Origin of the sequence: Paraburkholderia acidicola, from assembly GCF_002362315.1 — a bacterium.
GTDB classification, from domain to species: Bacteria; Pseudomonadota; Gammaproteobacteria; order Burkholderiales; family Burkholderiaceae; genus Paraburkholderia; species Paraburkholderia acidicola.
The window spans coordinates 504,666-527,168 of sequence record NZ_MTZV01000004.1; the positions used below are offsets into that span (position 1 = coordinate 504,666).

At 61.2% G+C, this 22,503-nt stretch carries 21 protein-coding genes; 4 read left to right on the plus strand and 17 right to left on the minus strand.

Annotated elements, in window-relative coordinates; all coding sequences use genetic code 11:
• Positions 1-16: 16 nt before the first annotated feature.
• On the minus strand, positions 17-640 hold the full coding sequence (gene plcR / locus BWP39_RS12455; RefSeq protein ID WP_096720549.1) for a phospholipase C accessory protein PlcR: 624 nt from the start codon (positions 638-640) through the stop codon (positions 17-19).
• Between the two features lie 3 nt (positions 641-643).
• Complete coding sequence (locus BWP39_RS12460) at positions 644-2,788, minus strand: phosphocholine-specific phospholipase C (RefSeq protein WP_096722490.1); 2,145 nt, start codon at positions 2,786-2,788, stop codon at positions 644-646.
• Positions 2,789-3,306: 518 nt separating this feature from the next.
• Between BWP39_RS12460 and BWP39_RS12465 the strand changes: the two genes are divergently transcribed.
• Positions 3,307-4,353: a cupin domain-containing protein gene (locus BWP39_RS12465; protein ID WP_096722492.1), complete on the plus strand. Its 1,047-nt coding sequence runs from the start codon at positions 3,307-3,309 to the stop codon at positions 4,351-4,353.
• 1 nt (position 4,354) lies between these two features.
• On the opposite strand, the gene BWP39_RS12470 is transcribed toward BWP39_RS12465, so the two are convergent.
• The 10 genes from BWP39_RS12470 to BWP39_RS12515 form a co-directional block, all read right to left on the minus strand.
• Entirely contained in the window at positions 4,355-5,029 is a 675-nt protein-coding gene (locus BWP39_RS12470; RefSeq protein ID WP_096720552.1) for a fumarate hydratase, read from the minus strand.
• Entirely contained in the window at positions 5,013-5,252 is a 240-nt protein-coding gene (locus BWP39_RS12475) for a hypothetical protein (RefSeq protein WP_096720554.1), read from the minus strand. The genes BWP39_RS12470 and BWP39_RS12475 overlap by 17 nt, the downstream gene beginning before the upstream one ends.
• Positions 5,249-5,638, minus strand: a complete 390-nt coding sequence (locus tag BWP39_RS12480) for a tautomerase family protein (RefSeq protein ID WP_096720556.1) — start codon at positions 5,636-5,638, stop codon at positions 5,249-5,251. The genes BWP39_RS12475 and BWP39_RS12480 overlap by 4 nt, the downstream gene beginning before the upstream one ends.
• Entirely contained in the window at positions 5,626-6,714 is a 1,089-nt protein-coding gene (gene zapE, locus BWP39_RS12485; RefSeq protein WP_096720559.1) for a cell division protein ZapE, read from the minus strand. The genes BWP39_RS12480 and zapE overlap by 13 nt, the downstream gene beginning before the upstream one ends.
• Positions 6,707-7,381: an FMN-binding negative transcriptional regulator gene (locus tag BWP39_RS12490; RefSeq protein WP_096720561.1), complete on the minus strand. Its 675-nt coding sequence runs from the start codon at positions 7,379-7,381 to the stop codon at positions 6,707-6,709. Before BWP39_RS12490 ends, zapE begins: the two co-directional genes overlap by 8 nt.
• A gap of 141 nt (positions 7,382-7,522) precedes the next feature.
• Complete coding sequence (locus tag BWP39_RS12495; protein ID WP_096720563.1) at positions 7,523-8,905, minus strand: SidA/IucD/PvdA family monooxygenase; 1,383 nt, start codon at positions 8,903-8,905, stop codon at positions 7,523-7,525.
• Positions 8,902-10,359, minus strand: coding sequence for a diaminobutyrate--2-oxoglutarate transaminase family protein (locus BWP39_RS12500; protein WP_207556782.1), 1,458 nt, complete (start codon positions 10,357-10,359; stop codon positions 8,902-8,904). The genes BWP39_RS12495 and BWP39_RS12500 overlap by 4 nt, the downstream gene beginning before the upstream one ends.
• A complete protein-coding gene (locus BWP39_RS12505) occupies positions 10,352-11,407 on the minus strand; it encodes an aromatic ring-hydroxylating dioxygenase subunit alpha (RefSeq protein WP_096720565.1) in 1,056 nt (351 codons plus the stop codon). The genes BWP39_RS12500 and BWP39_RS12505 overlap by 8 nt, the downstream gene beginning before the upstream one ends.
• 18 nt (positions 11,408-11,425) lie before the next feature.
• Entirely contained in the window at positions 11,426-13,000 is a 1,575-nt protein-coding gene (locus BWP39_RS12510) for a 4-hydroxyphenylacetate 3-hydroxylase family protein (RefSeq protein ID WP_096720567.1), read from the minus strand.
• 76 nt (positions 13,001-13,076) lie between these two features.
• Positions 13,077-13,823, minus strand: coding sequence for a sulfite exporter TauE/SafE family protein (locus tag BWP39_RS12515; protein WP_096720569.1), 747 nt, complete (start codon positions 13,821-13,823; stop codon positions 13,077-13,079).
• Positions 13,824-14,152: 329 nt separating this feature from the next.
• On the opposite strand from BWP39_RS12515, the gene BWP39_RS12520 reads away from it, so the two are divergent.
• Both BWP39_RS12520 and BWP39_RS12525 read left to right on the plus strand, forming a co-directional pair.
• Positions 14,153-15,031, plus strand: a complete 879-nt coding sequence (locus tag BWP39_RS12520) for a LysR family transcriptional regulator (protein ID WP_235851417.1) — start codon at positions 14,153-14,155, stop codon at positions 15,029-15,031.
• Between the two features lie 213 nt (positions 15,032-15,244).
• Positions 15,245-15,673, plus strand: coding sequence for a nuclear transport factor 2 family protein (locus BWP39_RS12525; RefSeq protein WP_157915140.1), 429 nt, complete (start codon positions 15,245-15,247; stop codon positions 15,671-15,673).
• A gap of 5 nt (positions 15,674-15,678) precedes the next feature.
• On the opposite strand, the gene BWP39_RS12530 is transcribed toward BWP39_RS12525, so the two are convergent.
• The 3 genes from BWP39_RS12530 to BWP39_RS12540 all read right to left on the minus strand — a co-directional run bounded on the left by BWP39_RS12530 (position 15,679) and on the right by BWP39_RS12540 (position 19,201).
• Complete coding sequence (locus tag BWP39_RS12530; RefSeq protein ID WP_096720575.1) at positions 15,679-17,517, minus strand: ABC transporter ATP-binding protein/permease; 1,839 nt, start codon at positions 17,515-17,517, stop codon at positions 15,679-15,681.
• Entirely contained in the window at positions 17,514-18,389 is an 876-nt protein-coding gene (locus BWP39_RS12535; RefSeq protein WP_096722496.1) for an extracellular solute-binding protein, read from the minus strand. Before BWP39_RS12535 ends, BWP39_RS12530 begins: the two co-directional genes overlap by 4 nt.
• A 113-nt stretch (positions 18,390-18,502) precedes the next feature.
• Positions 18,503-19,201, minus strand: coding sequence for a lytic transglycosylase domain-containing protein (locus tag BWP39_RS12540; protein WP_096720577.1), 699 nt, complete (start codon positions 19,199-19,201; stop codon positions 18,503-18,505).
• Between the two features lie 104 nt (positions 19,202-19,305).
• Between BWP39_RS12540 and BWP39_RS12545 the strand changes: the two genes are divergently transcribed.
• The gene (locus BWP39_RS12545) at positions 19,306-19,707 is read left to right on the plus strand and encodes a DUF302 domain-containing protein (RefSeq protein WP_096720579.1); all 402 of its coding nucleotides are present in this window, start codon (positions 19,306-19,308) and stop codon (positions 19,705-19,707) included.
• A 46-nt stretch (positions 19,708-19,753) separates the two neighbouring features.
• Here the strand turns inward: BWP39_RS12545 and pstS are convergent, their stop codons facing one another.
• Together pstS and BWP39_RS12555 are read right to left on the minus strand one after the other, a co-directional pair.
• Positions 19,754-20,845 (minus strand): phosphate ABC transporter substrate-binding protein PstS, encoded by a 1,092-nt coding sequence (gene pstS, locus BWP39_RS12550; RefSeq protein ID WP_096720581.1) that lies wholly within the window; start codon positions 20,843-20,845, stop codon positions 19,754-19,756.
• 77 nt (positions 20,846-20,922) lie between these two features.
• Positions 20,923-22,410, minus strand: a complete 1,488-nt coding sequence (locus tag BWP39_RS12555) for an MFS transporter (RefSeq protein ID WP_096720583.1) — start codon at positions 22,408-22,410, stop codon at positions 20,923-20,925.
• Positions 22,411-22,503: the final 93 nt, after the last annotated feature.

A 22,503-nucleotide genomic window follows, 5' to 3' on the forward strand; every position in this document is an offset into this window, starting at 1 on the left:
GCCGTTTCGCCCTTCCCTAGCGCGATCGCCCCGCATCCGCATCGCCATAAATACGCTTGCGCAGATCGCGCAAACGTTCGTCGATCAAAACACGCTGCTCGGTTCGATCCGAAACACTCGACGTAACATCGGCGATCACCTGCCGGCTCGCTTCGGCATATGACTGATCCTGCTGCTCACGCTGCGGCGACGGCGTTACCGGCGGCATCGCGATGTCACGCAACGTCTGATGCAATGCGTCGCTGCGAGCGACGCGCTTGGCGGCATCCGGCTCTGCATCAATCCATAGCATGTCGGCAAGATCGGACGCATGACGCGGATCGATCGTGCCTGCCTGCGCACCCTGCTTGAGTTCGTCGATCAACTGCTGTGCTGCTGCGCGACGTGCATCGGGCGAGAGCTGCGCGCGCTTGAGTCCATACGCTTCGAGTTGCGCCTGAAAATCTGCCGGCGATGGGGACGACATGGTGTTCACCTTGCTGTTCTGCACTAAAGACGCGTTGCCCGCCGCCGAACTGGCGGACTGCGGCGCATTGCTGTTACGACCACTGTTGAAACTGCTACTGAGCAGCACACCAGACACCGCGGCACCGGCCACGATAATCGCAGAGGCCGCCCAGAGCATGTTCTGCCGGTTCATCGCTTACGCCTGCCTCGATTTGAATAGTGGATCGGTCACACTGGCGCTACCGGTTTCGACGTGACCGGCAAGCCTTCTCAGGTAGCCCGTCTCTACGTTTGTCGTGACGCTCAGGTCATACCATCCGCCGCTTGCCGATGCACCCCACTCCATTCTGCCGACGCTCCCCGGCGCGATCTGGCCGGTGCGCGTAGCACCGCCATAAGCGTTGTCCACGACCGTCACCGTGCGAACAGTCTTGCCGGTATTGCGCGCCATGATGATCAAGTTGCCATTGGGCAGATAGGCGACGGTGACTTCAAGCGTCGCTTGCCCCGTGACGTTGCCCGTGAACGCACGATAGAAGCCGTTCGGTCCATATACCGACAGATCGTAGAGCCCTTGTGAATCGCGCACAGGCGACCATTGGTCAGCCAGCTGGTTGCCGCTCTGGATCGTATAGAACCGCGGGCCATCGCTACTCTTTGCGTCGTTGACCTGGAACACGGCAGCGGAGACGCCTTGCGCGTTGCCTGGAATCGCCTTGCCGTTGTTGGTGAACGCGAGCTGGATCGTGCCAGCGGTCAGGTTGATCGAGGCTTCCGCAAACAACTCATACGGCACGGGCCGCGCTTTGCGCTGCCCCGGCTCCTGAACAGGCAGCGGCGCATTCTGGGCCGGATAGGAGGACGGGTAAGCCGGCGACGCGAAATAGAACTGTGTCCAGTAAGCGTAGTCGAGCTGAGCCTCTGTGGCGTTCAGGTTGAGCAGGTTCGCGGGCACCGCTGCATCGGCTGTGCCCGCGAAATCGAACACCGATGTCAGGTCGCCGCAAACCGCCCTGCGCCACGGCGTGATATTGCTTTCGTAGACGCTCGGGTATTGACCGAGGAAACGCTTTTCGATAAAGCGGATCACCGATGTGTGGTCGAATACTTCCGAGCTGGTCCAGCCGCCCTTCGACCACGGCGATATCGCAAGCAGCGGAACGCGCGGACCAAGACCAATAGGCAAACCCGAAGCCTGTTCAATCTCGCCTTCGACGCTCACGGTCGACAGGCCCTTGCCGGCCTTCCACGGCGGCACGGGCGCCGTGACGTGATCGTAGCCGCCATCACCTTCGTCGTAGCAGATCAGGAACACGGTCTTCGCCCATACGTCGGGGTTCGACGTCAGCGCCTCGAGGATGCGCGAAACGTACTGCTCGCCAAACGACGGTCCCCACCACGGATGCTCGGACGACGAAAACGGCGGAATGATCCACGACACCTGCGGCAGACGGTTGGCGAGCACATCGTCGCGCAGCATCGAAATGCCGCGCACGCCCATGCCGCGCTGATACAGATCCGACGTCGTCGCCGCCGACCGGAACTGCGAAAACCACGCGAGTGCGTTGCAGTCGAAATTGTTCTTGTTGTCGATCCAGTTGTGACTCGTCAGGAAGTTCGCGACCGCGTTGTACGATCCTGCGCCACCGTCCTGATAAATCCGCCAGTCAATCCCAGCCTGCTGCAGACGTTCTGGAAACGTGCCCCACGACACCGTCGGACCTGTGTCGGTCATGTAATTGCTGGTCGCGACGTTCGTGCCGTCGCTATTCGGCGACGCAGTGCCCGACATCAGATACAGGCGATTGGTATTCGTCGGCCCCATCATCGATTGATGGTAGGCATCGCAAATCGTGAACGCCTCAGCGAGCGGATAGTAGTACGGCAGATCGGTGCGCTCGTAATAACCGATGGCGGTCGGCCATTGCACTGCCATCCACTTGTCGCAACGGCCTTCGTTCCACAGGTTGTGATACGAGGTCCAGTCGTGATAGTCGGACGACAGCCATTGCGCGGAGGTGGTGGACGTATCGAAGTGCCATGGCACGTAGTCGCGTCCGTTGTACGCCTGATACCAGTTCAGCTTGCCGTCGGCCCGCAGCACCGTACGCGGATCGTTGAAGCCCCGCACCCCGGGAAACGAACCGAAGTAGTGATCGAAGCTGCGGTTTTCCTGCATCAGGACGACGATATGCGCGACATCCTCGATGGTACCGGTCACGCGGGCCGGTTCGATCGCGAGGGCACGCCGGATGCTCTCCGGTATCGCGGCGGCTACTGCTGCCGCGCCGGCCGTCTGCGCGGCGCGCTCGAGGAATGTACGTCTGCTGATTCTTGCCATGTAAAGCACCGCCTTTTTCGGGTTGTTCACCAGGGGTTTGCACAACGATGACAAGACGGGTACTCGCATACCCGCCGTAACGGCAGCTTCTTCAGTGCAGGGCAATTCTGGAAGGCATGGGCCGCATGTCTTCCGCTAATCTAGCGACGCGATATGACAGGTATACGTTCTTTAAGACAATGCAGTTACGAATGCCGATGCTTTAGCAGATGCGTAGTACATCGCGGATGCTAATTTTTGGCGGGCGCGTGACCTTCGCTGAAGCGACGCGGTCTGGTCCAGACGCGACATTGGATGTTGTCCTCTAGTGTGACAAAGCGGTCTTTTGCACAACGACAAGATTGTTAATTTTTTGTCCTATGCTTCTTAATGTTGGCTTGAGCGCCTTGCTGCTCTTCCGACCACCAGAATCTGCCTGCGACCTTGCGGTCAAAATAACGCCTTGTTCCAGGCATCGGATGTAAAGCGTACCTGGGCAGATGAATAGCGGCCAATTTCATTCGAATGGATCCGACATCATGCAAGCCAGATCTCCTCACATCGTTTCGTTGCTCACCGCCAAACCCGTCTTCGAAAGCGAGGACGGCTTCATCAGCGCAGTCGATGCAAGCGTTCTGCCCATTCTGAAGTGCCTGTCCATCAAGCGCATGGTCCTCAACCCGGGCGCGATCCGCGAACCGCAGTGGAACGTCAACGCCAACCAGCTTGCCTACTGTGCATCTGGCACCGTGCTGATTTCGACCCTGGGAAACAGTGCGTCGTTTTCATCGTTCGTGGTGAAACCCGGCCAGATGTATCACGTTGAATCGGGGGCGATTTACCACATCGAGAACATCGGCCATGACCCGGCCGAGTTGATCATCGCGTTGCGCAACGAGCGCCCTCAGCACTTCTCGCTGCATTCGACTTTCAATGCGATGACAAACGCCGTGCTCGGTAACACTTACGATCTGCCTGCATCTGCGTTTGCGGCGTTCGATCGCTCATCGGCTAAACAGATTGTTCGCCGGCAAGGCAATGCTGTCGTGCCATCGAACACCGGATTACCCAATGCGCGTCTGTTCGATGTCGAAGGGCAGCATGCGCCGCTCTCCTACGACTTCGGCTCCGCGCATCTTGCGCGCAAGCAATACTGGGCAGCACTCGAAGACATCTCCATGTACTCGCTTCGTATTAAGGAAAACGGCATGAGAGATGTGCACTGGCACCCGGAAACCGCCGAAATGGGCTATGTCGAGAAGGGCAGCGCCAGAATGCGTGTGCTGGACCCCGACGGTTCACTCGACGAGTACGAGCTTAAGCAAGGCGATGTGTATTTCGTCCCGCGTGCGTACCCTCATCACATCGAAACGCTAGGTGACGACGGTTTTCATTTTCTGATTTTCTTCGACCAGCCGACACCGGGCGATATCGGTTGCAGAACCAGCGTGACTGCATTTTCACGCGAGGTGATTGGGGCGACCTTTGGTGTACTTGAGCGTGACCTGCCGCAGTTCCCGTTTACGCCATCCGATCCGTTGATGGTCGGTCGTCTGAATCCACGCGATGCGCCGATGAAGGGATGAATCAGGCGTGAGTGACTTCCAGCTCGACGCGTACATATGTGGTCGCAGCTGGTTCGCCGCTCATCAGCGCGACGGGTTTCGTCCCCGCGTGGGTCGGCGCGCCGACGATTCTTAGCGTCTGCACCGGATAACCCGCAGCGGCGCAGCTAGCAAGAACCGCCTCGTGCAACGTTGCGCGCCAGTCGCCCGCATCGTATCCATGCTCCTCGACTTGTCCACCGATGTCGAGCAAGGCCGTACGCGCCATCAGCATCGCGTATTCGGGGTTACCGCCAACACCCAGTCCAAGCATCCGTCCGGCGTCGCCGCGATGCCAGACAGGCGCAGTCTGCGCGACCCATTCGGCGATCGAATCGGACGGGTTTAGCATTTTCAGCAGCGCGCAAGGAGGTGCATCGACATCGGTCAAAGCGATGCGCAACTCGACACGCGAGCCTGGCGCGATGTCGTAGTGCACTTCCAGCGGCACGGTGTCGGCGCGTGTCGGCAGGGCTGCGCGAATCCCGGTTGCGATCAGATCGCCGAGCGGGCGTGTCGTATCGCTCCAGCGCACGTCCATACCAAGCGTCGCAAATACACTGCAACCGCCGATACGCGCGATATCGCGCGATGTGCCTAGCGTGCGCACCGCGTGTTCGATCTGGCGAATGAGTTCCTGACTATCGATCGTGCTCATCGGAATCTAAACCGTTGTCTACACTCGCACCGCTGCCGCAGCGCTTGACCGCCTCAAGCCGACGCCACAGCGTCGGCGAACTGAGTTGCGCAGCATCCGCGACATACATCATGAGATCGCCACCGTCTCCCCAGAACGCCACGCCAGCATCGGGCCACGTTTCCACCTGGGCACACCGGCAGGTCGGCGCACCGGCGCCGCCACGTTCACCCTCCAGCTTCATATCTCGATCGCGTAGTCGAAGCGAAGATCGGTCGCGGCCTTGCCCCCACGCATGCCCCAGTTGTCGAACGGCTCTTCGCGCAGCAGTACGATGATGTGCGCCGGATCGATCGCACGCAGTTGCGCGACGTCGCGCGCAATACGCGCATACAGGCGACGCTTTGCATCGAGCGAGCGGCCAACGAACAGGCTGATTTCAATCGCCAGATAATCGGCCATCCCGACGGGAGGAATGAAATCTTCCGCGTCGTAACAGTGATAGCGCGCCTGCAGCTCCTCGTCGTTCACGCCGAGCGTCGCCTTCAGCGCGTCGAACAGCACACCGACGAGCGCTGCTTTTTCCTGAGCGGTACGTGGACCGCGATCTTCGATCTTTACGATGGGCATGGTGTCGTCTCAGAGAGGGGTCTCGCGCGATCGAGCGGATTCGGATACGCGCGAGATTGCATTTCGGCGAGCCGGCTGAGCGTGCGCGACAGATCGTGTGCGCCTTCCAGGCCGTTTAGCGCCGGAGCGATCGGTTGATCGGACGCGATGAACAGCGCCCGCTTGTGATCGTAGAAAATGTCGACCAGCCACACGAGCCGCTGCAACGTGTGCGACTTCTGCAGCAACCCGGTGTGCAGGTTGTCGACGATCAATCCTTGCCAGCGTTCTGCCAGCTCCAGATAGTCGAGGTGCGAGCGGTTGTCGACGCACAGGTTCTGAAAATCGGCCCACAGCAAGGCATTGCCCGCCGCGCGCGCCACGAACGGGCGCCCCGCGGCGGATAGCGTTTGCGCCTGTAGCGCCGCGCTGCCTTCGTAATGGACAAAGATGTGTCGCAGTTGCTGCGCGGTGGCCGTATCAAGTGGCGCAAAGAAGCGCAGCAACGCGGCATCTTCGCTGCCAAAGCGATAGTCGCGCTCACCGTCGAAATGAACCACGACGAAGTGCTGCCGGATCCGCTCGATGGTGGGCTGAAAGCGTTCGTGAAACTGCGGGTCCGGCAGCAAACCGTCCGGCGCGTAATTCGACGTCAGGACGATGCGCGTGCCGAGATCGATGGCGACATCGAGAAAGCGGCCGATCAGAAACGCATCCGCGATGTCGTGCACATGGAACTCGTCGAAGCACAGCAATTCGACGCCGGCCAGCCATTGCTTCGACACCGAGGCGAGGCGGTCGTCGCCGTGCGGTTCGTGGACGAGCCGTTGGTTCATCTCGCGCAGGAACTCATGGAAGTGAATGCGCCGCTTCGAACAGGTCGCAAGCCCAAACACGGTATCGACGACGAGACTCTTGCCGCGGCCCGGTAGCCCGTGACAATAGATGCCAGGTGGCGCGTGCGGATGGCCAAGCCAGGTGCGCCGCACGCGCGTGCCAAGCATCGCGACAAGCGCCGCGATGGCGTGGCGCTGGCTCGTGTCGGGCACGATCTCGCGCGCGGCCAGCGCACTGACGACCTGTGCTTCGTCAAGCATGCTGCGCCCTATCCGCACTCCCCACACTCTCCGCAGGCGGCAGGAACGTTTCCAGCAGACGCCGCGGGCTACGCGACCGTGTGGCGAGCAGATGTTCGAGCGCCGCGTGCTGGTCGGCAGGCGACTTGTCCTGCGAGAGCTTGATCCGCGCCTCTTCATGCTCGACCCGAATCCGCAACGCCAGGATGTGCGGCGCAAAACGCTGCACGCGCTCATCCTGCGCGTCGAACTGATACGGCGCGTCTTCCGGTTGCAGGCACGCGGCCGTTTCGCGCAGCACGTCGAGCTTGTGCGCGAGGTCGGTGACAACGTCGATGACGCCGCTCACGTGCACCGACACGTAGTTCCATGTCGGCAACTGGCGTGTCACGTAGGCTTCGGGCGGAATATAGCTGTCCGGTCCGACGAACACGATGCGCGCGCGAATCCGCCGCTGCCCGGCAAACTGCGGATTGGCGGCATCGACATGACCGAACAGATCGCGCGAACCCGCGCAGCGAAACAGCGGGACATGGTTTGCATGCGGCTGCAAACCGTCGCTGCTGATAACCAGTGCAAGCGGAAAACTATCGACGATCGCGTCGATCCGCTCGGGGTCGGTAAAACGATAGGCATCGTAGTGAAACGGCATGGGGATAGTCTTGGGCACGTCGGCTTCGGTCAGCATGGTGGCTTTTCCGGAGGGTCACAGGATGAAGTGTAGGCGGCATCGGGTCTGAATGCGTCCACCTCGGGCAGCTCGCCGCCGATCCCGGACGCTGGAATGCGTTCCGCATCGGCGGCAAGCGTGCGATTCTGGCGGTACGACTCAGCGCACAGCGTCGCCCGCGAGGGCACAGTCCGTATCGAACGCTCCGTCAGGCGATGCCGCTGCCAGCCGCGCGGCCAGCGATTGAGCAATCGCCGCCGAGCGCAGCGCGAGCAGGCTGAACGACCCCGAATCGCCCATCCCGTGCGACGACTCGCACAGTCCGTTCAGATAGACCGGTGCAGCGGCGTGGTCTACATCGACAGCATCGCTGAACTGCACGCGATAGTCGATCGATACGTTCAGATGCCCGCGGCTCAGATCGAACATCGGCGTCAATTCCGCCAGCAGCTTCGGATACGCTTCGCGCTTCGGACCATCGCCAATGTCGAGAAAGCCAGTGGCAAGCACGACCAGATCGAAGCGCTCGTCGGACCGGGCATCGGTCACCGTGTCATGCAACGTCAGTTGCACGCTCTCTGGATCGGTGCTGACACCAGCGACTTCGGTGTTGGTCCGAACCGTCAGCGAGTCGCGCTGCAGAATCCGGTTCGCGTAGAGCTTCACGTAGAGTGCTTCGACCACGTCCTTGTCGGCGGAAGAATAATTGGTCGGCGCAAGTTCGGCACGCAACCGGTCTTTAGTCTTCTGGTCGGCAAAGAAAAACGTCTGCACGAATTGGGGGAAATACACTTCGTCGGAGAACGGGCTCGTGTCCTTCTGCCGAAAGCCAAAGTTGCGCGTAATGCCCGTCACCGATTCGCATGCGCCACTGCCGTGCGCGTGCAGCAGAATCTCGACTGCGCTCTGACTGCCGCCCACTACCGCGACGCGCGGCTTGCGGCCGTCTTTGCAGGCGCGCTTCAGTGCAAACAGATAATCGTTCAGATGCACGATGCGTTCGCTGTCGGCGTGCGCAAACTGTGCGGGCACGTTCGGTGTGCGGCCCGGCGCCACCACGACCGCGCGTGCCCGCCACTCGCGGCCCGCGGCGTCGCGCACCACATAGCCTTGCAGTGCACCGGTGCCGCGATCGACGAGCGGTGTGATGCCGGTCACATTCACGCCGTACGTCACCTGATGGTCGAAGAAACCCGCCACCCAGCACACGTACTGTTCGTATTCGATGCGCAACGGAAACGGCAGGCCGAGATTCAGATGCTCGAACAACCGGCCATTCTCGAACAGGAAATTGGTAAACGAATAGCGGCTGCGCGGGTTGCGCGGCGTGACGAGATCACGCAGCGGATGGTTCTGGATATCGGACTCCTCCAGCAACATGCCTTCCTGCCAGCCTTTACCGCGGCGTTTCTCGAGGAATTGCACCGACAGGCCCTCGGTCAGTTCCTCGAGTGCGACCGCGAGCGCGATGTTCGCGGGTCCAAAACCGATGCCGATGATATCGAGCATCGGTGGTTCGGCGATAACGATGTCGTCGCTCATGGCGCCTCCGTGCCATTCGCATGGACATCCTCGCCCACGCTCACCGCGAGCGCGAGATTCAGCCGCGTGAGGATTTCCTCGATCTGCGCATCGGTGATGACGAGCGGCGGCAGCATCCGCAGCACAGCGCCGTGACGACCACCGGTCTCGATGATCATCCCCTGTTGCAAACACTCGCGTTTGATGCGCTTCGCGAGCGCGCCGTCGGCCGGCGGCAGACCGCGCGCATCGCGAGGGCCAGTCGGATCGACGATCTCGACACCGAGCATCAGACCGCGACCGCGCACATCGCCGATGCAGGCGAAGCGCTGTTGCAAAGCCTCGAGCCCGGCGCGCAACTTCGCACCGAGTCGCGCGGCGGCGGCCGGCAAATCGTGTTCACGCAGATACCGCAGCGTTGCCGCGCCGGACACCAGCGCAATCTGATTGCCGCGGAACGTGCCCGCGTGCGCGCCCGGATTCCACGTGTCGTATTGCTTGTGATACGCGATCAGTGCGAGCGGAAACCCACCACCGACCGCTTTCGACATCACGATCGCATCCGGCACGATGCCCGCGTGTTCGTGCGCAAACATCGTTCCGGTGCGGCCAAAGCCGGTCTGCACTTCGTCGATCACGAGCGGGATTGCGTGACGCTCCGCCAGCGCGGCGAGCCCTTTCAGCCACGCGGCGCTGGCGGGAATGCAACCGCCCTCGCCCTGCACCGCCTCGAGAATGATCAGCGCGGGCTTCGTGATCCCGCTTTCAGGATCGGCGAGGAGATGATCGATATACGACAACGACAGCATGTCGCTCGCGTCGCCGCCGACACCGAACGGACAGCGATACGCATTCGGATACGGCAGAAAGAACACTTCGGCCATATGCCCCGACACGGCCTGCTTCGGCGCGGCGTTGCCCATCAAACTCATCGCGCCCATCGTCATGCCGTGGTACGCGCCATGAAACGCCAGCACTGAACGGCGTCCGGTCGCGGTCTTGAACAGCTTGATCACCGCTTCGACCGCATCGGCGCCGCTCGGACCGCAGAACTGCACTTTCGCGTTTGCGGCAAACGCAGGCGGCAACACGCGATACAGCTCGTCGACGAACGCGGCCTTCGCCGGCGTGGCAATGTCGAGCCCCTGCAGAATGTGACCAGACGCAAGGAATCGATTCACCCGATCCATCACATACGGATGATTGTGTCCGAGCGGCAGCGCGCCAGCGCATGCGAGGCAGTCGAGATAGCGACGCCCTTCGCTGTCGTGGACCACGGCAAGTTCGCCGCGCGTGAGTACGCGGTCGATCGTGCGCGCGTAGGTACGCGCATTCGATTCGCGCTCGGCCAGCGACGTCAACGTTGCAAGCGGATCGATGAGTGGGTCGGCGAGTGGATCGCGATATGCGCCGTCCGGTTCGGGCGCGCGCATCGGGATCGCCTGTCGTGCGCTTTCGAAGCGATGTTCAAGCATAGGAAGTGCTCCTCGATGGTTCGTTCTCCGCCGACGGAGTCGAGCCTGCTGCCGACGCAGCTTCACCCAGACTCTTCAACCAGCGGCGGTATTCGACGGCAAGCCGGTCGCTGCGCACGTGCATTTCTTCGCGCAGATCGAGTGGCAGGCGGTACGGCCGTTGCGATTCGACGATCCGGCGGTCCTGTTCGAACACCCGATCCTGGCGATCGAGAATCTGCGCTTCAGTCAGGTCCGCGCCGAAGTTGATCGCGACGATCAGGTACAGCACGGTCTCGTCCTCGTCAGCGGGTGTCGCGTTCAGGAATGTGCAGAAGCGCTCGGTCACACCGGTCTTCTTCGTGAAGTAGGCGGTGGTCGGCTGAAATACGTGGTACGTGTAGTGCGCGGTGACCGGAATGCCGCGATGATCACCGTAGGGCTGGAATACCGTGATTTCCGACGTTCTCAGCCCTTGCGGGTCCTTGAACACTTCGTAGTCATCGATCGGATCGGGGTTGTCGGGGTCACCGTTCAGGTTGGCATGCACGAACGGAAAATGCGACGCATCGAGAAAATTCTCGACCGAGCGCAACGCGTTCGCGCGATAACGGTAAGGGCCCGCAAACACTTTGCGAAAGGCCGGGTTGTCCCATTCGGGAAATACCGGCACGTCGCTTTCCGGCCGACCGAGGCTCACCCAGACCAGACCGTAGCGCACCGTGGCGTGATAGACGGCCACGAGCCGCTGTGCCGGCGGTTCCTGATTCGGATGGGCCGGTACCTTCACGCACCGGCCCGCATCCGAATAGCGCCAGCCGTGATACGGACATTCAATCTCGCCGTTGCGCACACAGCCGAGCGACAGCTTCGCACCGCGGTGCCCACAGTAGTCTTTCCATGCGTTGATGCCGGTCGGTCCGCGCCACAACACTAGGTCCTCACCTAGCAGTCGCACTGCGAGCGGCGTGTCGGCGCCGACCTCGTCTTCGCGCGCGACGACATGCCATTGATTGCGCAACGCCTTGTAGTCAAGGCCATCGCGATCCCATTTGCCGCTATAGATCATGATTCGGTCTCTCCGTATTCAGGCGATCAGACTGCTTTCGCGCTTTCCTTCGCCCAGTCCGTCGAACTGCCACACCGGATTGCGCCAGCCGTCGATGCCGTAGTCGGACAGGCATTGATCGACGAGCGCCTTGCACTGATCGATCGCACCGCTCGACGTCGAATGGTTGAGCATGTCGATGCGCACCTGTTCGTTATTGCCCGCGTAGTTGTGCTCGTAAAGCTCGTGGCGCCCACCGAACTCGCTGCCGATCGCATCCCACAGCAGCTTGACGAGCTTCAGTCGCGTCTCGGCGTCCGAATCCGTGCCCTGGAAATACGTATCGATGAGCCCGCGCAGCTCCGGGTTTTGCATGTCCGCATAGCTCGCCACCTGCATGATCGGCGAGCCGCCCAGGATCGTGTCGAAGATCGGCTTGATCTGCGACATGACCTGCGCGCCGAAGTAGCGCACCGTCGCCGCGGCTTCGAGCCGCGGCACCACTGAACCATCGCGGCGCGTTTCCGGGGCGATGCACATCGCCTCGGTCAGCTCCCACATCGCGTTGCGCCAGCCGACTACTTCGGCAACCTTCGTGCGCACACCGCGGAATTCATACGTGCCGTTCGATTCGAGCAGCTTGATCAGTACGCCGCACAGGAAATCGAGCTTGACCGCGAGACGCGTGCCCGACTGCAGCGGATAGCGATTGAGAAAACCCGAGGCGGAATAGAAACTGCGTGCTTTTGGCACGTTACGGTAGATCAGCAGGTTTTCCCACGGCACGAATACGCCGTCGAAAATCAGCACCGAGTCGTTCTCGTCGAAGCGGCTCGACAGCGGGTTGTCGAATGGACTCAGTGCGGAGGCTTCGAACGAACGCCGGCAAACGATCTTCAGATTCGGCGCGTTCATCGGCATGATGAAACACAGCGCGAAGTCTTCCTCGCGATTCTCGGTATATTGCGTCGCGCTGTTCTGCGCCACGAAGGTTGCGTTCGACAGCGCAGCACTCGTCCCCACCATCTTCGCGCCGCGCACGATGATGCCGTCGTCGCGCTCCTTCTCGACGTGCAGATAGATATCGCGCATGCTGTCGATCGTCTTCGCGCGGCCCACGGGAGGATTCGCCAGCACGTGATTCATGAACAGCACATTGCGCGCGGTCTTCTCGTACCAGCGCAGCGCGTTGCTGCGAAACGGATCGTAGAAATCCGGGTCCGACAGCAGCGTGGCCGTGAAGCCCGCCTTGTAGTCGGGCGTGCGGCCCATGAAACCGTAGGACATACGCGACCAGTGCGCGATGGCGGCACGTGCCTTCAGCAGATCGTCGGATGAACGGGCCGGTGTGAAATAGCGGTGCGTGCGATATCCGTGTGGATCGATCGTGGTCAGGATGTCGCGCGACTCGGGCGCATGCAGCGCGCCGTACAGACGCGCAACGGATTGCGCGCTGTTGCGAAACGCCGGATGCGTCGTCACCGAGCGCACTTTCTCGCCGTAGATAAAGACTTCACGGCCGTCGTCGATGCTGGCGAGGTAGTCGTCGGCAGTGAACATGTCGTTTTTCTCCGCGATTTCCAGCTTCAATGCGGCAGATACACTTTTACTCATGTGCTTCTCCAATGGGGCTAAGCCTCTAAGGCGATGTACGGTGTTGCAGCGAATGCGGATGAAATGCGTGAGTGACTTACGAGAAGTACCGGACCAGCAGGAACACGCCCGATACCAGAATCACGATGTTGACGAGCCGGATGAACTGCTCGCGCGTCAGCTTCAGGGTGATGCGGCGGCCAACCCACACGCCGACCAGCATGCTCGGCGCAAGCAGCGCGGCGAGCAGCAACAGGTTTCTGTCGGCATAGACACCGGCGGCGAGAAAGATCAGCAAACGCGTCAGCGTCGACAGACCGATCAACGTGGTTTGCGTCACACGGATGTGTTCCTTGCTGTCGAGCCGGCTTTGCAGATAGATCGCGTAGATGAAACCGCCACTGCCGAACAGCGCGCTAAACACACCGCCGACAAGACCGAACGGCACCGAGAGCGCCGGACCGAATTTCGCCATGGGCTTGTAGCCGCTCAGCGAATACATCGAATAGCCGATCACGAAGATGCCGAGCAGCAGCAACAGCACGTCGGGTTTGGTGAACAACAGGATCAGCGCACCGATACCACTGCCGACAATCATCAACGGCACCAGCCGCTTTAGTTCGCTGAACTCTGCCTTGCGGCCGTCGCGAGCGAGATTGGTGGTGGCCGCAAAGAAGTCGAGTAGCGCGAGCAGCGGCACGATGTGCGAGACCGGCATGAACTGCGCTAGCAGCGGACTCGCCACCAGCGCCGTGCCGAATCCGGCAATACCGAACACGACATACGATATTGCAACACCCAACCAGATAATTGACAGATGCGATACGCTCAGATGGCTCAGCACGAATTTTCTTCCTTGTTTCTAACAAAGGAACGACGATCTGCGGCGGTCGTTTTTTTAAATTTCGATTTGAGTGGACGCACGATACCGGCAGCACTAGCGGGATTCGCTAACGCAGTTCGCTAATCGTGTAGTAGTCCCGTCCTTTCCCGAATCCCCGTCTAGCCCGTGGTCCGCTCCTGCGGCATTCGTGCAGCTAGTGGCACGAAGGCAATGGTCTCAAGTGTCTTGCGCGTTTTAGTTCTGGCAAATCAATATATCGATGCGTTCTGGGATTGACCAATATAAAATACGCAATCAAGTATCTAAAAAAGGCATGGACGATGGTGTCGATGCGACAACTACGCTACTTCGTAGAAATCGTCGAAGCGGGGAGCTACAGTCTGGCTGCCGAGCGGCTGTTCATTTCACAGTCGGCACTCAGCCGTCAGGTGAAAGAACTCGAGGTCGCCGCGCAGGTGCAACTGCTCACACGCAACGCGCGCCACTTCGAACTCACGCTAGCGGGCAAGACCTTCTACGACGGCGCCAAACGGTTGCTGTTCAATCTGAACGAAACCCTCGTGCAGACGCGCCATGCGGAGCGCGGCGAACACGGCGTGATCCGCGTGCTGCACTCCAGCTCCGTACCGTTCGCGAGCCCGCTGATCGAGCGGATCAACGCGTATTTGCTGAGCTACGAAGGCACCTCGCTCGAAATCTCGCAGATGTCGTCGGAACATCAAGGCCAGCAGATCGAGGAAGGCCGCAGCGACATCGGCTTCGTGCGGCTGCCGGTCCATGTGAGATTCCCAAGCGTGCGGATCGAAGAGCTATACACCGAGCAGTTGATGCTCGCGGTGCCGCTGACGCATCCGCTAAGCGGTGCGGACGAAGTCGCGGTGTCGGCGTTGCGGGAAGCGTCGTTCGTGTCGTTGCCGCATGGCGAACGCGGCGGTCTGAGCTATCGCGTCGCGGAGCTATGCATGCGCAACGGCTTCTTTCCGGGCGCAGCGCGCGCAACCTCGCGCAAGACCACGCAACTGAGCCTCGTCGAAGCCGGCTTCGGGGTTGCGCTGGTGCCCGCCAGCATGCGCGCCATCGCGCCGCACGGCGTGCGCTTCATTCCGCTCATCGGCACCGACAATGCGACCTCGGTTGCGATGCTGTACCGGCGCGGTGCCTCGTCGCTGGTCGACGGTTTTGCCGACGCGTTGCGCAGTACGGCGTGAGGCGGATGGTGGAGCAGGTTCGGCTTTGAAGTTTCTTATGTCATCCGATGACATACGTTAACTTTGCTCACCTTCAGACGAAATCGTGTGATTGGCGAGGGTTAACGAGTATCAATTCGCCAGAAACTCTACGTGATAATCGTGATGTCATCTGACGACGTATTTCACTCCGTCGTCAGCCGCCCATCGCCCTCGATCACAAGGAGTTCATCCATGAAGAAATTCGTGTTGTCTGTCGCGGCCAGTCTGCTGCTCGCGTCCAGCGCGTTTGCCAGCACCGCCGATGAAAGCGCGGTCAACGACGCGATGCAGCGCCTGAGCGCGGCGATGACTGCCGCCGACGCACAACAGATGAAGGACCTGACCGCCGACACACTGTCGTACGGACACTCCAATGGACTCGTGCAGAACCAGACGGAATTCGTCACGACGATTGCGAGCGGACAAACGAAGTATCGACGGATCGATCTGACGCAAACCGTGACCACCGTCACCGGTGATTCCGCGGTGATGCGCGATCACTTCACCGGTACGGTCGTCGAGCCTGACGGCAAGGTGAACGATGTCGCTCTCAACGTCCTGCTCGTGTGGCAGAAGCAGCACGGCGCATGGAAGCTGCTGGCGCGCCAGGCGTTTCATTGACGTCGCTACGCGCGATATCTCCACACTGAGACCCCAGCTGGATCGACGGCAAACTGGCAGCGGTCGTTTTCGTGCCGGCCGTCGTCCTCGTTGGCAAACTCGAGGCAGATGTTTCCCACGTTCACGCTGACGTAGCGCTCGCCGTGCCGCAACCCGACCGCGCCGATCGTGCCCACGTGTACGCCGTTCGGCGACGGCACGATGGCGTGCGACGACACCCGCCACATCACTTCGCAGCCCGATGGAATCGAACGGTCCGCTGTTTCCAGTACGAATCCGCTGCTGTCAACTTCGATCTGCCCCGGCGCCTTGATCACGCCCTGGCCGACGTTGTGCAGGCCGAGTAGATCGGCGACACGCATCGTGGCCGGCTGCTCGAAAACCTGTTCGACCGGACCGCTTTGCAGCACGCGTCCGTGTTCGATCACGAGCACTTCGTCGGCGAGTAGCGCGGCCTCGTCGGGATCGTGCGTCACGATGACGGTGACCGCGGAAATTTCGCGCTGCAGATCGCGCAACGATTGCTGCAAGCGCCGCCGCCGCGGTGTATCGAGCGCCGCGAACGGTTCGTCGAATAGCAGCAGCTGGTTGTGACGCGTGAGCGCGCGAGCCAGCGCAACACGCTGCCGTTGACCGAATGACAACTGATGCGGCAAACGATCGACGAGCGCGGCAAGACCGAGATGGTCGAGCCAGTACTGGGCGCTGGCTGCATCGGCATCGATGGGAAACGCGAGTTGCTGCGCAACCGTCATATGTGGAAACAGGCCGTAGTCCTGCGGCATATAACCGATCTGACGTCGCTCGGGTGGCAGCGCATGGAGATCGATTCCGCCGAGCGTCACCGCACAATCCACATTCGGCTCCAGCCCGGCGATCAGACGTAGCGCCATCGATTTTCCCGAGCCGGACGGACCGATGATCGCGAGCCGTCGTGTCGACGGCGCCCACGCGATGTCGAGACTGAACGCGCCAAGCTGTCTGGCTAGCTGCACGGCAAGCCGCAGGTCAGGCGCGGTGCTCGTGGTTGTTGAAGTTGCCGCGATGACAGGCGGTTCGTCGCCGTTGTCCGTCTTGACGAGTGTGCCTGCGCGATTGCCGCGGCTATAGATCGACAGTGCGGCGCACACCAATGCGATGGCCAACGTAGGGAGCAGCAGCGGCATCATCGCCGGCAAGCCCTGACCACCGAACACGACATAGGTGTAGACCGGCAACGAATATGGATGATAGGCAACCATCACGGTCGCGCCGAATTCGCCGAATGCACGTAACCACGCGAGCGCGAGACCGGCGCGTATTGCCGGCCATGCAACCGGCAGCATCACGCGAAAGAAACGGCTGCCTGCGTGATGGCCAAGCGTCGCGGCGACATCGTCGAACACCGGATCGACCGCGGCGAATGCCGAACGCGCCGCGACGATCAGGAACGGCGCGGCGACAAAGGTTTCAGCGAGGACGATGCCGGCAAACGAATCGGTCAGCGTGCCGCCGAACACACGCCCGATCCAGCTATACGGCCCGAGCAGAAACAGCAGCAATACACCGCTCGTGAGCGGTGGCAAGGCGAGCGGTAGTTGCACCACGAAACCGAGCAACGCGGTCCAGCGCGACGACGAACGCGCGAGCCAGTAACCGAGTGGCACACCGCCCGCGAGAATGATCAGCGCCGCGACGCTCGCACTGGCCGCCGACACACCGACGGCCGACCACGTCGCCCGCCAGTCGACGCCCGCCCAGTCCGCGTGACCGATCTGCGGAATGCTCGCGAGAAACGGCGCGCACAGATACACCGCGAGCAGCGCGGCAAGCCACAGCAAGGGCCGCGGCGCGGAACGCATCATTGAGCCGCGTCGATCACTGCCTGCAACGACGGCGGCACGGCGCGCGCATCACCGGTTACTACCGGCTTGATCACATCGACGCCATGTTCCTTCAACAGCGCGCGACCCTTCTCGCTCAACAGAAAATTGACGAAGCGGGTCGCGCCGCCCGCATTCGCTGCATCGCTGAGGATGGTCAGCGTATAGCTCGCCTTGGCCTGCAATTCAGGCGCGGGACGGAAGGCGGGAATTTTCAGGTCCGACGTTTCCGTCGAATAGAAGAAGCCAGCATCGAGCTGGCCCGATTGCAGACGTCCAACGAGCGTCTCTTCGGGCAGCACCTGATCGGGATTGTCGGGCGCGCCGAGCGTCTTCGCGACGAGGTCCGGCTGATGATAAAGCTCAGCGGCTTTCGTCATCATCTCGACGGTAAATGCGCCCTTCGGATCGAGCTTCGGATCGGTCCGGCCAATGCGGATGCCCGGTTCCTGCAGCACCTGGTCCCAGCGCTTCTTCTTGAAGTCGGCAGCGAAGCGGCTTTGCGGGTTGTAGCCGATCATCAGCGGCGATTCGGCGAAGCTCACATACCAGTTCACATGATCGCCGTTGGCCGCACCCATCAGGCTCGTATTCACCTTCGGGCTTGCGCTGATGAACACGTCGCCGCGGCGCAGCTTGCCTTTGATCTCGTTAGCAATCTTGTTCGAGCCCGCTGCATAACCCTGGAAGTGCAGGCCGGTTTCCTTCTCGAATGCGGGGCCCACGCTGCGCTCCATCAGGTTGACCAGCGAGCCGGCGTAGAGCACGTTGACGGTTGTATCGTCGGCGGCGTGAGCGCTTGCGCTCAATACACCGGTCAACACTGCACACGACAGCAGCAGCTTGCGAAGCATGGTATTCCCCGTAGCGTTATAAAGGCCCATATATTACGACGAGCTGCGGGCTTTCTGCTTGAAGGCGGGGGGTCTGTCGAGGCTGGATCGTGCGAGATGAACGACGTGTGGCGCTATTGGCTTGCGGAACTGTCTGGGTGCCAGGCGGTGTAGAGGAAGGGTTTCATCGCTGCGTTTGTGTTTGCGCTTCCGTTTCCGTTGGCGACGCTTTGAAAGTGCGCGTTGAACTGCTGCATCCGCTGGTCGACACGGCGTGCGTACCCTCGTCCGCCGCCGCTATAGCGATGCAGTGCGGCGCCGAGGTCGCCGTCGGCGTCATCGAGATAGCCGCGCAGTATCGCCGAGCCGAGGTGCACGTTGGTCGCGGGATCCGACAGATCGCCGGCGCGTGCAAGCAGTTGCGGATGCGCGGCCGGCAGGATCTGCATGAGCCCTCGCGCCCCGACCACGCTCACCGCGTGACGGTCGAAGCCCGATTCGACCGCCATCACGGCCAGCAGTAAAACCGGCGACATGCCATAGCGATTTGCCTCGGTGAGCACCGCGCGAGCAATCTTGATCGAATCGGGTCGCGTCACGCGAAACTGTGCACAGAGTGCGCTGACGATGTCGTCGAGTTCAGGGGCGATCGGTGCTGCTGGTGCGTCGATCGCACCGCCGCTGGCGGCCAGCGGAGCCGCGATCGACTGCGCGTGGGTAACTGGCGAGAAACCAGCCAGCAAAAAAACGATCGTCACGAATGCAGCCTTGAGAACCGATGCCAGGCGCACACTCGCGCCGGTCATTCCGTTCAGTGCGTTGATTCCATGCATAGGGTTCGCCTTCTTCCGGATCTTGGGACTCTACGCAAGGCGGCATAGCGATTTCCGAAAGAAATGCGGGTATGGTGTAAATCCGGCGTAAACGTGGAGAAACCATGTCTGCTCAAACTACCGATCACGGAATCGTGACTGTCGCCAGCCGCCATTCGGTGCAGGAAACGGTTGCCAGGTTCGAATCGCTGATCAAATCGAAGCAACTGACGCTGTTCGCGCACATCGACTTCAGCGGCGACGCGCAACTCGAAGGTCTTGCGATGCAGCCATCACAACTGCTCGTGTTCGGCAATCCGCGTGCGGGTACGCCGCTGATGCAAGCGGTACCCACCGCGGCGCTCGATTTACCGCTCAAGGTGCTGGTGTGGGAGGACGCGGAGAAACACGTCTGGGTTTCGTATAACGCGGCGGAGTATCTACAGCTGCGGCACGGGTTACCGGATGAACTGGCGAAGCCGCTTGCCGGTGTGGCTGCGCTAGTGAGCGCTGCGGTCGCGGAATGACTCACGGAAAGCTTCCGTGAGTCGTCTTCCTGCGTCTCTAGCAGCGCTACTTGATCGACTGGATCTGCGCCTGACTCAACTCCCACGTATGCGGCGGCAGCGGAATGAAGTGCACGGTGTCGAGGTACGCTTCATTCGTCTCCGACGGCACGATCGACCACAGCAGGAATCTGCGCAGCGCCGCAGCAGTCGTCGCATCGGCCTGCTTCGTCGACACGATCGCGTATTCATAGTTGACGAGCGGATACGTGCCTGATGCAGGTGCGAACACGAGGCTCAGACGTTCGTCGGCCGGCGTACGCGTGCCCAGCGATGCAGCGCCCGCCGTGATCGTCTCCTTGCTCGGCGTGACAAATTCGCCAGCACCGTTCTTGAGTGCCGCAGTACCGAGTTGCGCAGCGGACAGTTTGTCGGTGAAGCTGACACCGACGTAACCAATCGATCCGGGCGTCGCCTGCAACGCCTTCACCATGCCGTCATTGCCCACTGCCGTCGCGCCGCCTGGCACGCCCGGCCACGCGATCGTCGTACCGTAACCGTGCGCGTTTTCCCAATCGGATGTCGCGAACGACAGGAACTGCGTGAACACAAACGTATCGCCGGAGCCCTCGGCGCGATGGATCGGCACGATCGCCTGATGCGGCAATTTCACGCCCGGATTGAGCGCCGCGATCTGCGGTGCATCCCAGTTGCGAATCGCGCCCGAGTAGATCGCAGCGAGCACTGTGCCGTCCAGCTTCAGATGCGTTGCGTTCAATCCTGCCAGGTTGTAGTTGATCGTCTGCGCCGCGATAGCGAGCGGCACGTTGATGATCTGCGGGTGTTGCCGCATTTCCGCATCGGACATATACGCGTCGGACGCACCGATCTCCACCCTGCCCGCCAGCACCTGTTCGATGCCGTTGCCTGAGCCGGTCGCACCCACGGTGATGTGCACGCCGGGATGTGTCTTCGTGTAGGCGTCGACCCACGTCGTGAAGAGCGGGTACAGCAGGGTCGAACCGGTTTCGCGCAACGTGAGGTCTTGCGCATGGGTCAACGCGCTTGTCATCAAGGTAAGCGCGGCTACGCACAACGGTGCCGCGACGCGTTGTCGCCAGCGCAAACGCAGTGCATGCTTCTTACGGTGGTCAGTCATCTGTGTCTCCGTCGATACGCGAAAATCATCTCTGCTGTGAGAAGCCCGACGATGCAGCTTAAGCACGTTCAGCACGCTTAGCGCCCAATATCGTCAAGACTCACCCCGTTCGTTTCGATGCGGAATATCCACGTCACCACTGCGCCGAGAAGCGACGTGCCCACGAGGATGTAGAGCAGCGGACCCGTACCGATGCCGGTCAACAGAATCGGAAACAGGAACGCAGTCGCGACCGCGCCGATCTTGCCGACTGCCGCTGCAAACCCCGCACCTGTACCGCGAATCGCGGTCGGGAACACTTCGCCGGCCAGCAGATAGGTCTGCGCGTTAGGGCCCAGGTTGGTCATGAAGTTGAACAGCATGAAGCCTGCGAAAATCACCACAGTCTTGGTCGACCCTTCAAAGCCATCGGAAAACGAAGCGACGAGCAGACCCGCTGCGCAACCGATAAAACCGACCACCTGCAACCAGATCCGCCCCACCTTGTCCGCGAGAATCACAGCGAAAATAATGCCGACGATCAGCAGCATCGTGATGAGCGCAGCGCCCTTCGCGGCGAGGATGTCGTTGAGAATCAGGTCGGTGATGCTGCGTACATGATCGGGCTTGCTGCCGAATGCCGCAGCAAGAATGGTCGGTGTAAAGATGCCGATGCCATACGTGCCGAGGTCTTGCAGAAACCACGGCACCGAAGCGAGGATCGTCGCACGCCGGTTGCGCTTCGCGAACAGCGCGAGAAAGCTCCCCTTGCCGCCGTGGCCGGCAGCGGCGAGTTCGACCTCACGTGACAGCGCAATGCTCGTCGGATACTGCGGTGCGCGCACGAGCAAACGTCGCGTAGCAGCTTCCGCACGATCGACGGCGCCGCGAATATGCAGCCAGCTCGGGCTTTCCGTGATGAAGAAGCGGCCGATAGTCACGGCCAGTGCCGGGATGATTGCGGTGCCGTACATCCAGCGCCACGCATCGAGATTCGGAATCGTCGACAGGACGAGGAAACCTACCGCTGTACCACCGAGCGCACCCAATGCCTGGAAGCCGAACGCCGCCAGCACCAGCTTGCCGCGTGCGCTGCTCGGGATGCTTTCGGAGATGATCATGTGCGCCGTCGGATAGTCGCAACCGAGCGCGACGCCGAGGCCAAACAGACAGATCACGAGCGAGACGAAGTTCGTGCACATCACCAGCAGCACGAGAAACGCGACGAAGATGATCATCTCCACGATGAACATCCGCTTGCGCCCGAAGTAATCGGACATCCCACCCAGACCGACCGCGCCGACGAGAATCCCCATCAAGCTGGCCGCGCTGATCAGGCCGTTCTGCGCGGCGCCGATGCCGAACTCGCGCGAGATCAGCGGCAGCGCGACGCCGGTCATGAACACGACGAACCCTTCGAAGAACTTGCCGGCGGCCGCGAGGGCCCAGATGCGCCACTGCATGCCCGTCATCGGCACCGTCGGAAGATGCGTTCCGTCGGGCCACATCGGCCGTTCGTCGATGTACTGCTGGACCGACTTCATACTCACGCGCCGCGAGCCTTCGGAATCTGCCGCTTCATGCATCAGTCGCTCCTTGCTGGTGGGGGTTCGCTTTTGCTGTCGACGGAGCGCGCGAGATGAGTAACGGGCTCCCGCACTGACACCTTGCCGCGTATT

Excerpts from the sequence above, each read along its gene's own strand:
- plcR (WP_096720549.1), bottom strand. The coding sequence starts at position 640 with ATGAACCGGCAGAACATGCTCTGGGCGGCCTCTGCGATTATCGTGGCC.
- BWP39_RS12460 (WP_096722490.1), bottom strand. The coding sequence starts at position 2,788 with ATGGCAAGAATCAGCAGACGTACATTCCTCGAGCGCGCCGCGCAGACG.
- BWP39_RS12465 (WP_096722492.1), top strand. The coding sequence starts at position 3,307 with ATGCAAGCCAGATCTCCTCACATCGTTTCGTTGCTCACCGCCAAACCC.
- BWP39_RS12470 (WP_096720552.1), bottom strand. The coding sequence starts at position 5,029 with ATGAGCACGATCGATAGTCAGGAACTCATTCGCCAGATCGAACACGCG.
- BWP39_RS12475 (WP_096720554.1), bottom strand. The coding sequence starts at position 5,252 with ATGAAGCTGGAGGGTGAACGTGGCGGCGCCGGTGCGCCGACCTGCCGG.
- BWP39_RS12480 (WP_096720556.1), bottom strand. The coding sequence starts at position 5,638 with ATGCCCATCGTAAAGATCGAAGATCGCGGTCCACGTACCGCTCAGGAA.
- zapE (WP_096720559.1), bottom strand. The coding sequence starts at position 6,714 with ATGCTTGACGAAGCACAGGTCGTCAGTGCGCTGGCCGCGCGCGAGATC.
- BWP39_RS12490 (WP_096720561.1), bottom strand. The coding sequence starts at position 7,381 with ATGCTGACCGAAGCCGACGTGCCCAAGACTATCCCCATGCCGTTTCAC.
- BWP39_RS12495 (WP_096720563.1), bottom strand. The coding sequence starts at position 8,905 with ATGAGCGACGACATCGTTATCGCCGAACCACCGATGCTCGATATCATC.
- BWP39_RS12500 (WP_207556782.1), bottom strand. The coding sequence starts at position 10,359 with ATGCTTGAACATCGCTTCGAAAGCGCACGACAGGCGATCCCGATGCGC.
- BWP39_RS12505 (WP_096720565.1), bottom strand. The coding sequence starts at position 11,407 with ATGATCTATAGCGGCAAATGGGATCGCGATGGCCTTGACTACAAGGCG.
- BWP39_RS12510 (WP_096720567.1), bottom strand. The coding sequence starts at position 13,000 with ATGAGTAAAAGTGTATCTGCCGCATTGAAGCTGGAAATCGCGGAGAAA.
- BWP39_RS12520 (WP_235851417.1), top strand. The coding sequence starts at position 14,153 with ATGCGACAACTACGCTACTTCGTAGAAATCGTCGAAGCGGGGAGCTAC.
- BWP39_RS12525 (WP_157915140.1), top strand. The coding sequence starts at position 15,245 with ATGAAGAAATTCGTGTTGTCTGTCGCGGCCAGTCTGCTGCTCGCGTCC.
- BWP39_RS12530 (WP_096720575.1), bottom strand. The coding sequence starts at position 17,517 with ATGATGCGTTCCGCGCCGCGGCCCTTGCTGTGGCTTGCCGCGCTGCTC.
- BWP39_RS12535 (WP_096722496.1), bottom strand. The coding sequence starts at position 18,389 with ATGCTTCGCAAGCTGCTGCTGTCGTGTGCAGTGTTGACCGGTGTATTG.
- BWP39_RS12540 (WP_096720577.1), bottom strand. The coding sequence starts at position 19,201 with ATGCATGGAATCAACGCACTGAACGGAATGACCGGCGCGAGTGTGCGC.
- BWP39_RS12545 (WP_096720579.1), top strand. The coding sequence starts at position 19,306 with ATGTCTGCTCAAACTACCGATCACGGAATCGTGACTGTCGCCAGCCGC.
- pstS (WP_096720581.1), bottom strand. The coding sequence starts at position 20,845 with ATGACTGACCACCGTAAGAAGCATGCACTGCGTTTGCGCTGGCGACAA.
- BWP39_RS12555 (WP_096720583.1), bottom strand. The coding sequence starts at position 22,410 with ATGCATGAAGCGGCAGATTCCGAAGGCTCGCGGCGCGTGAGTATGAAG.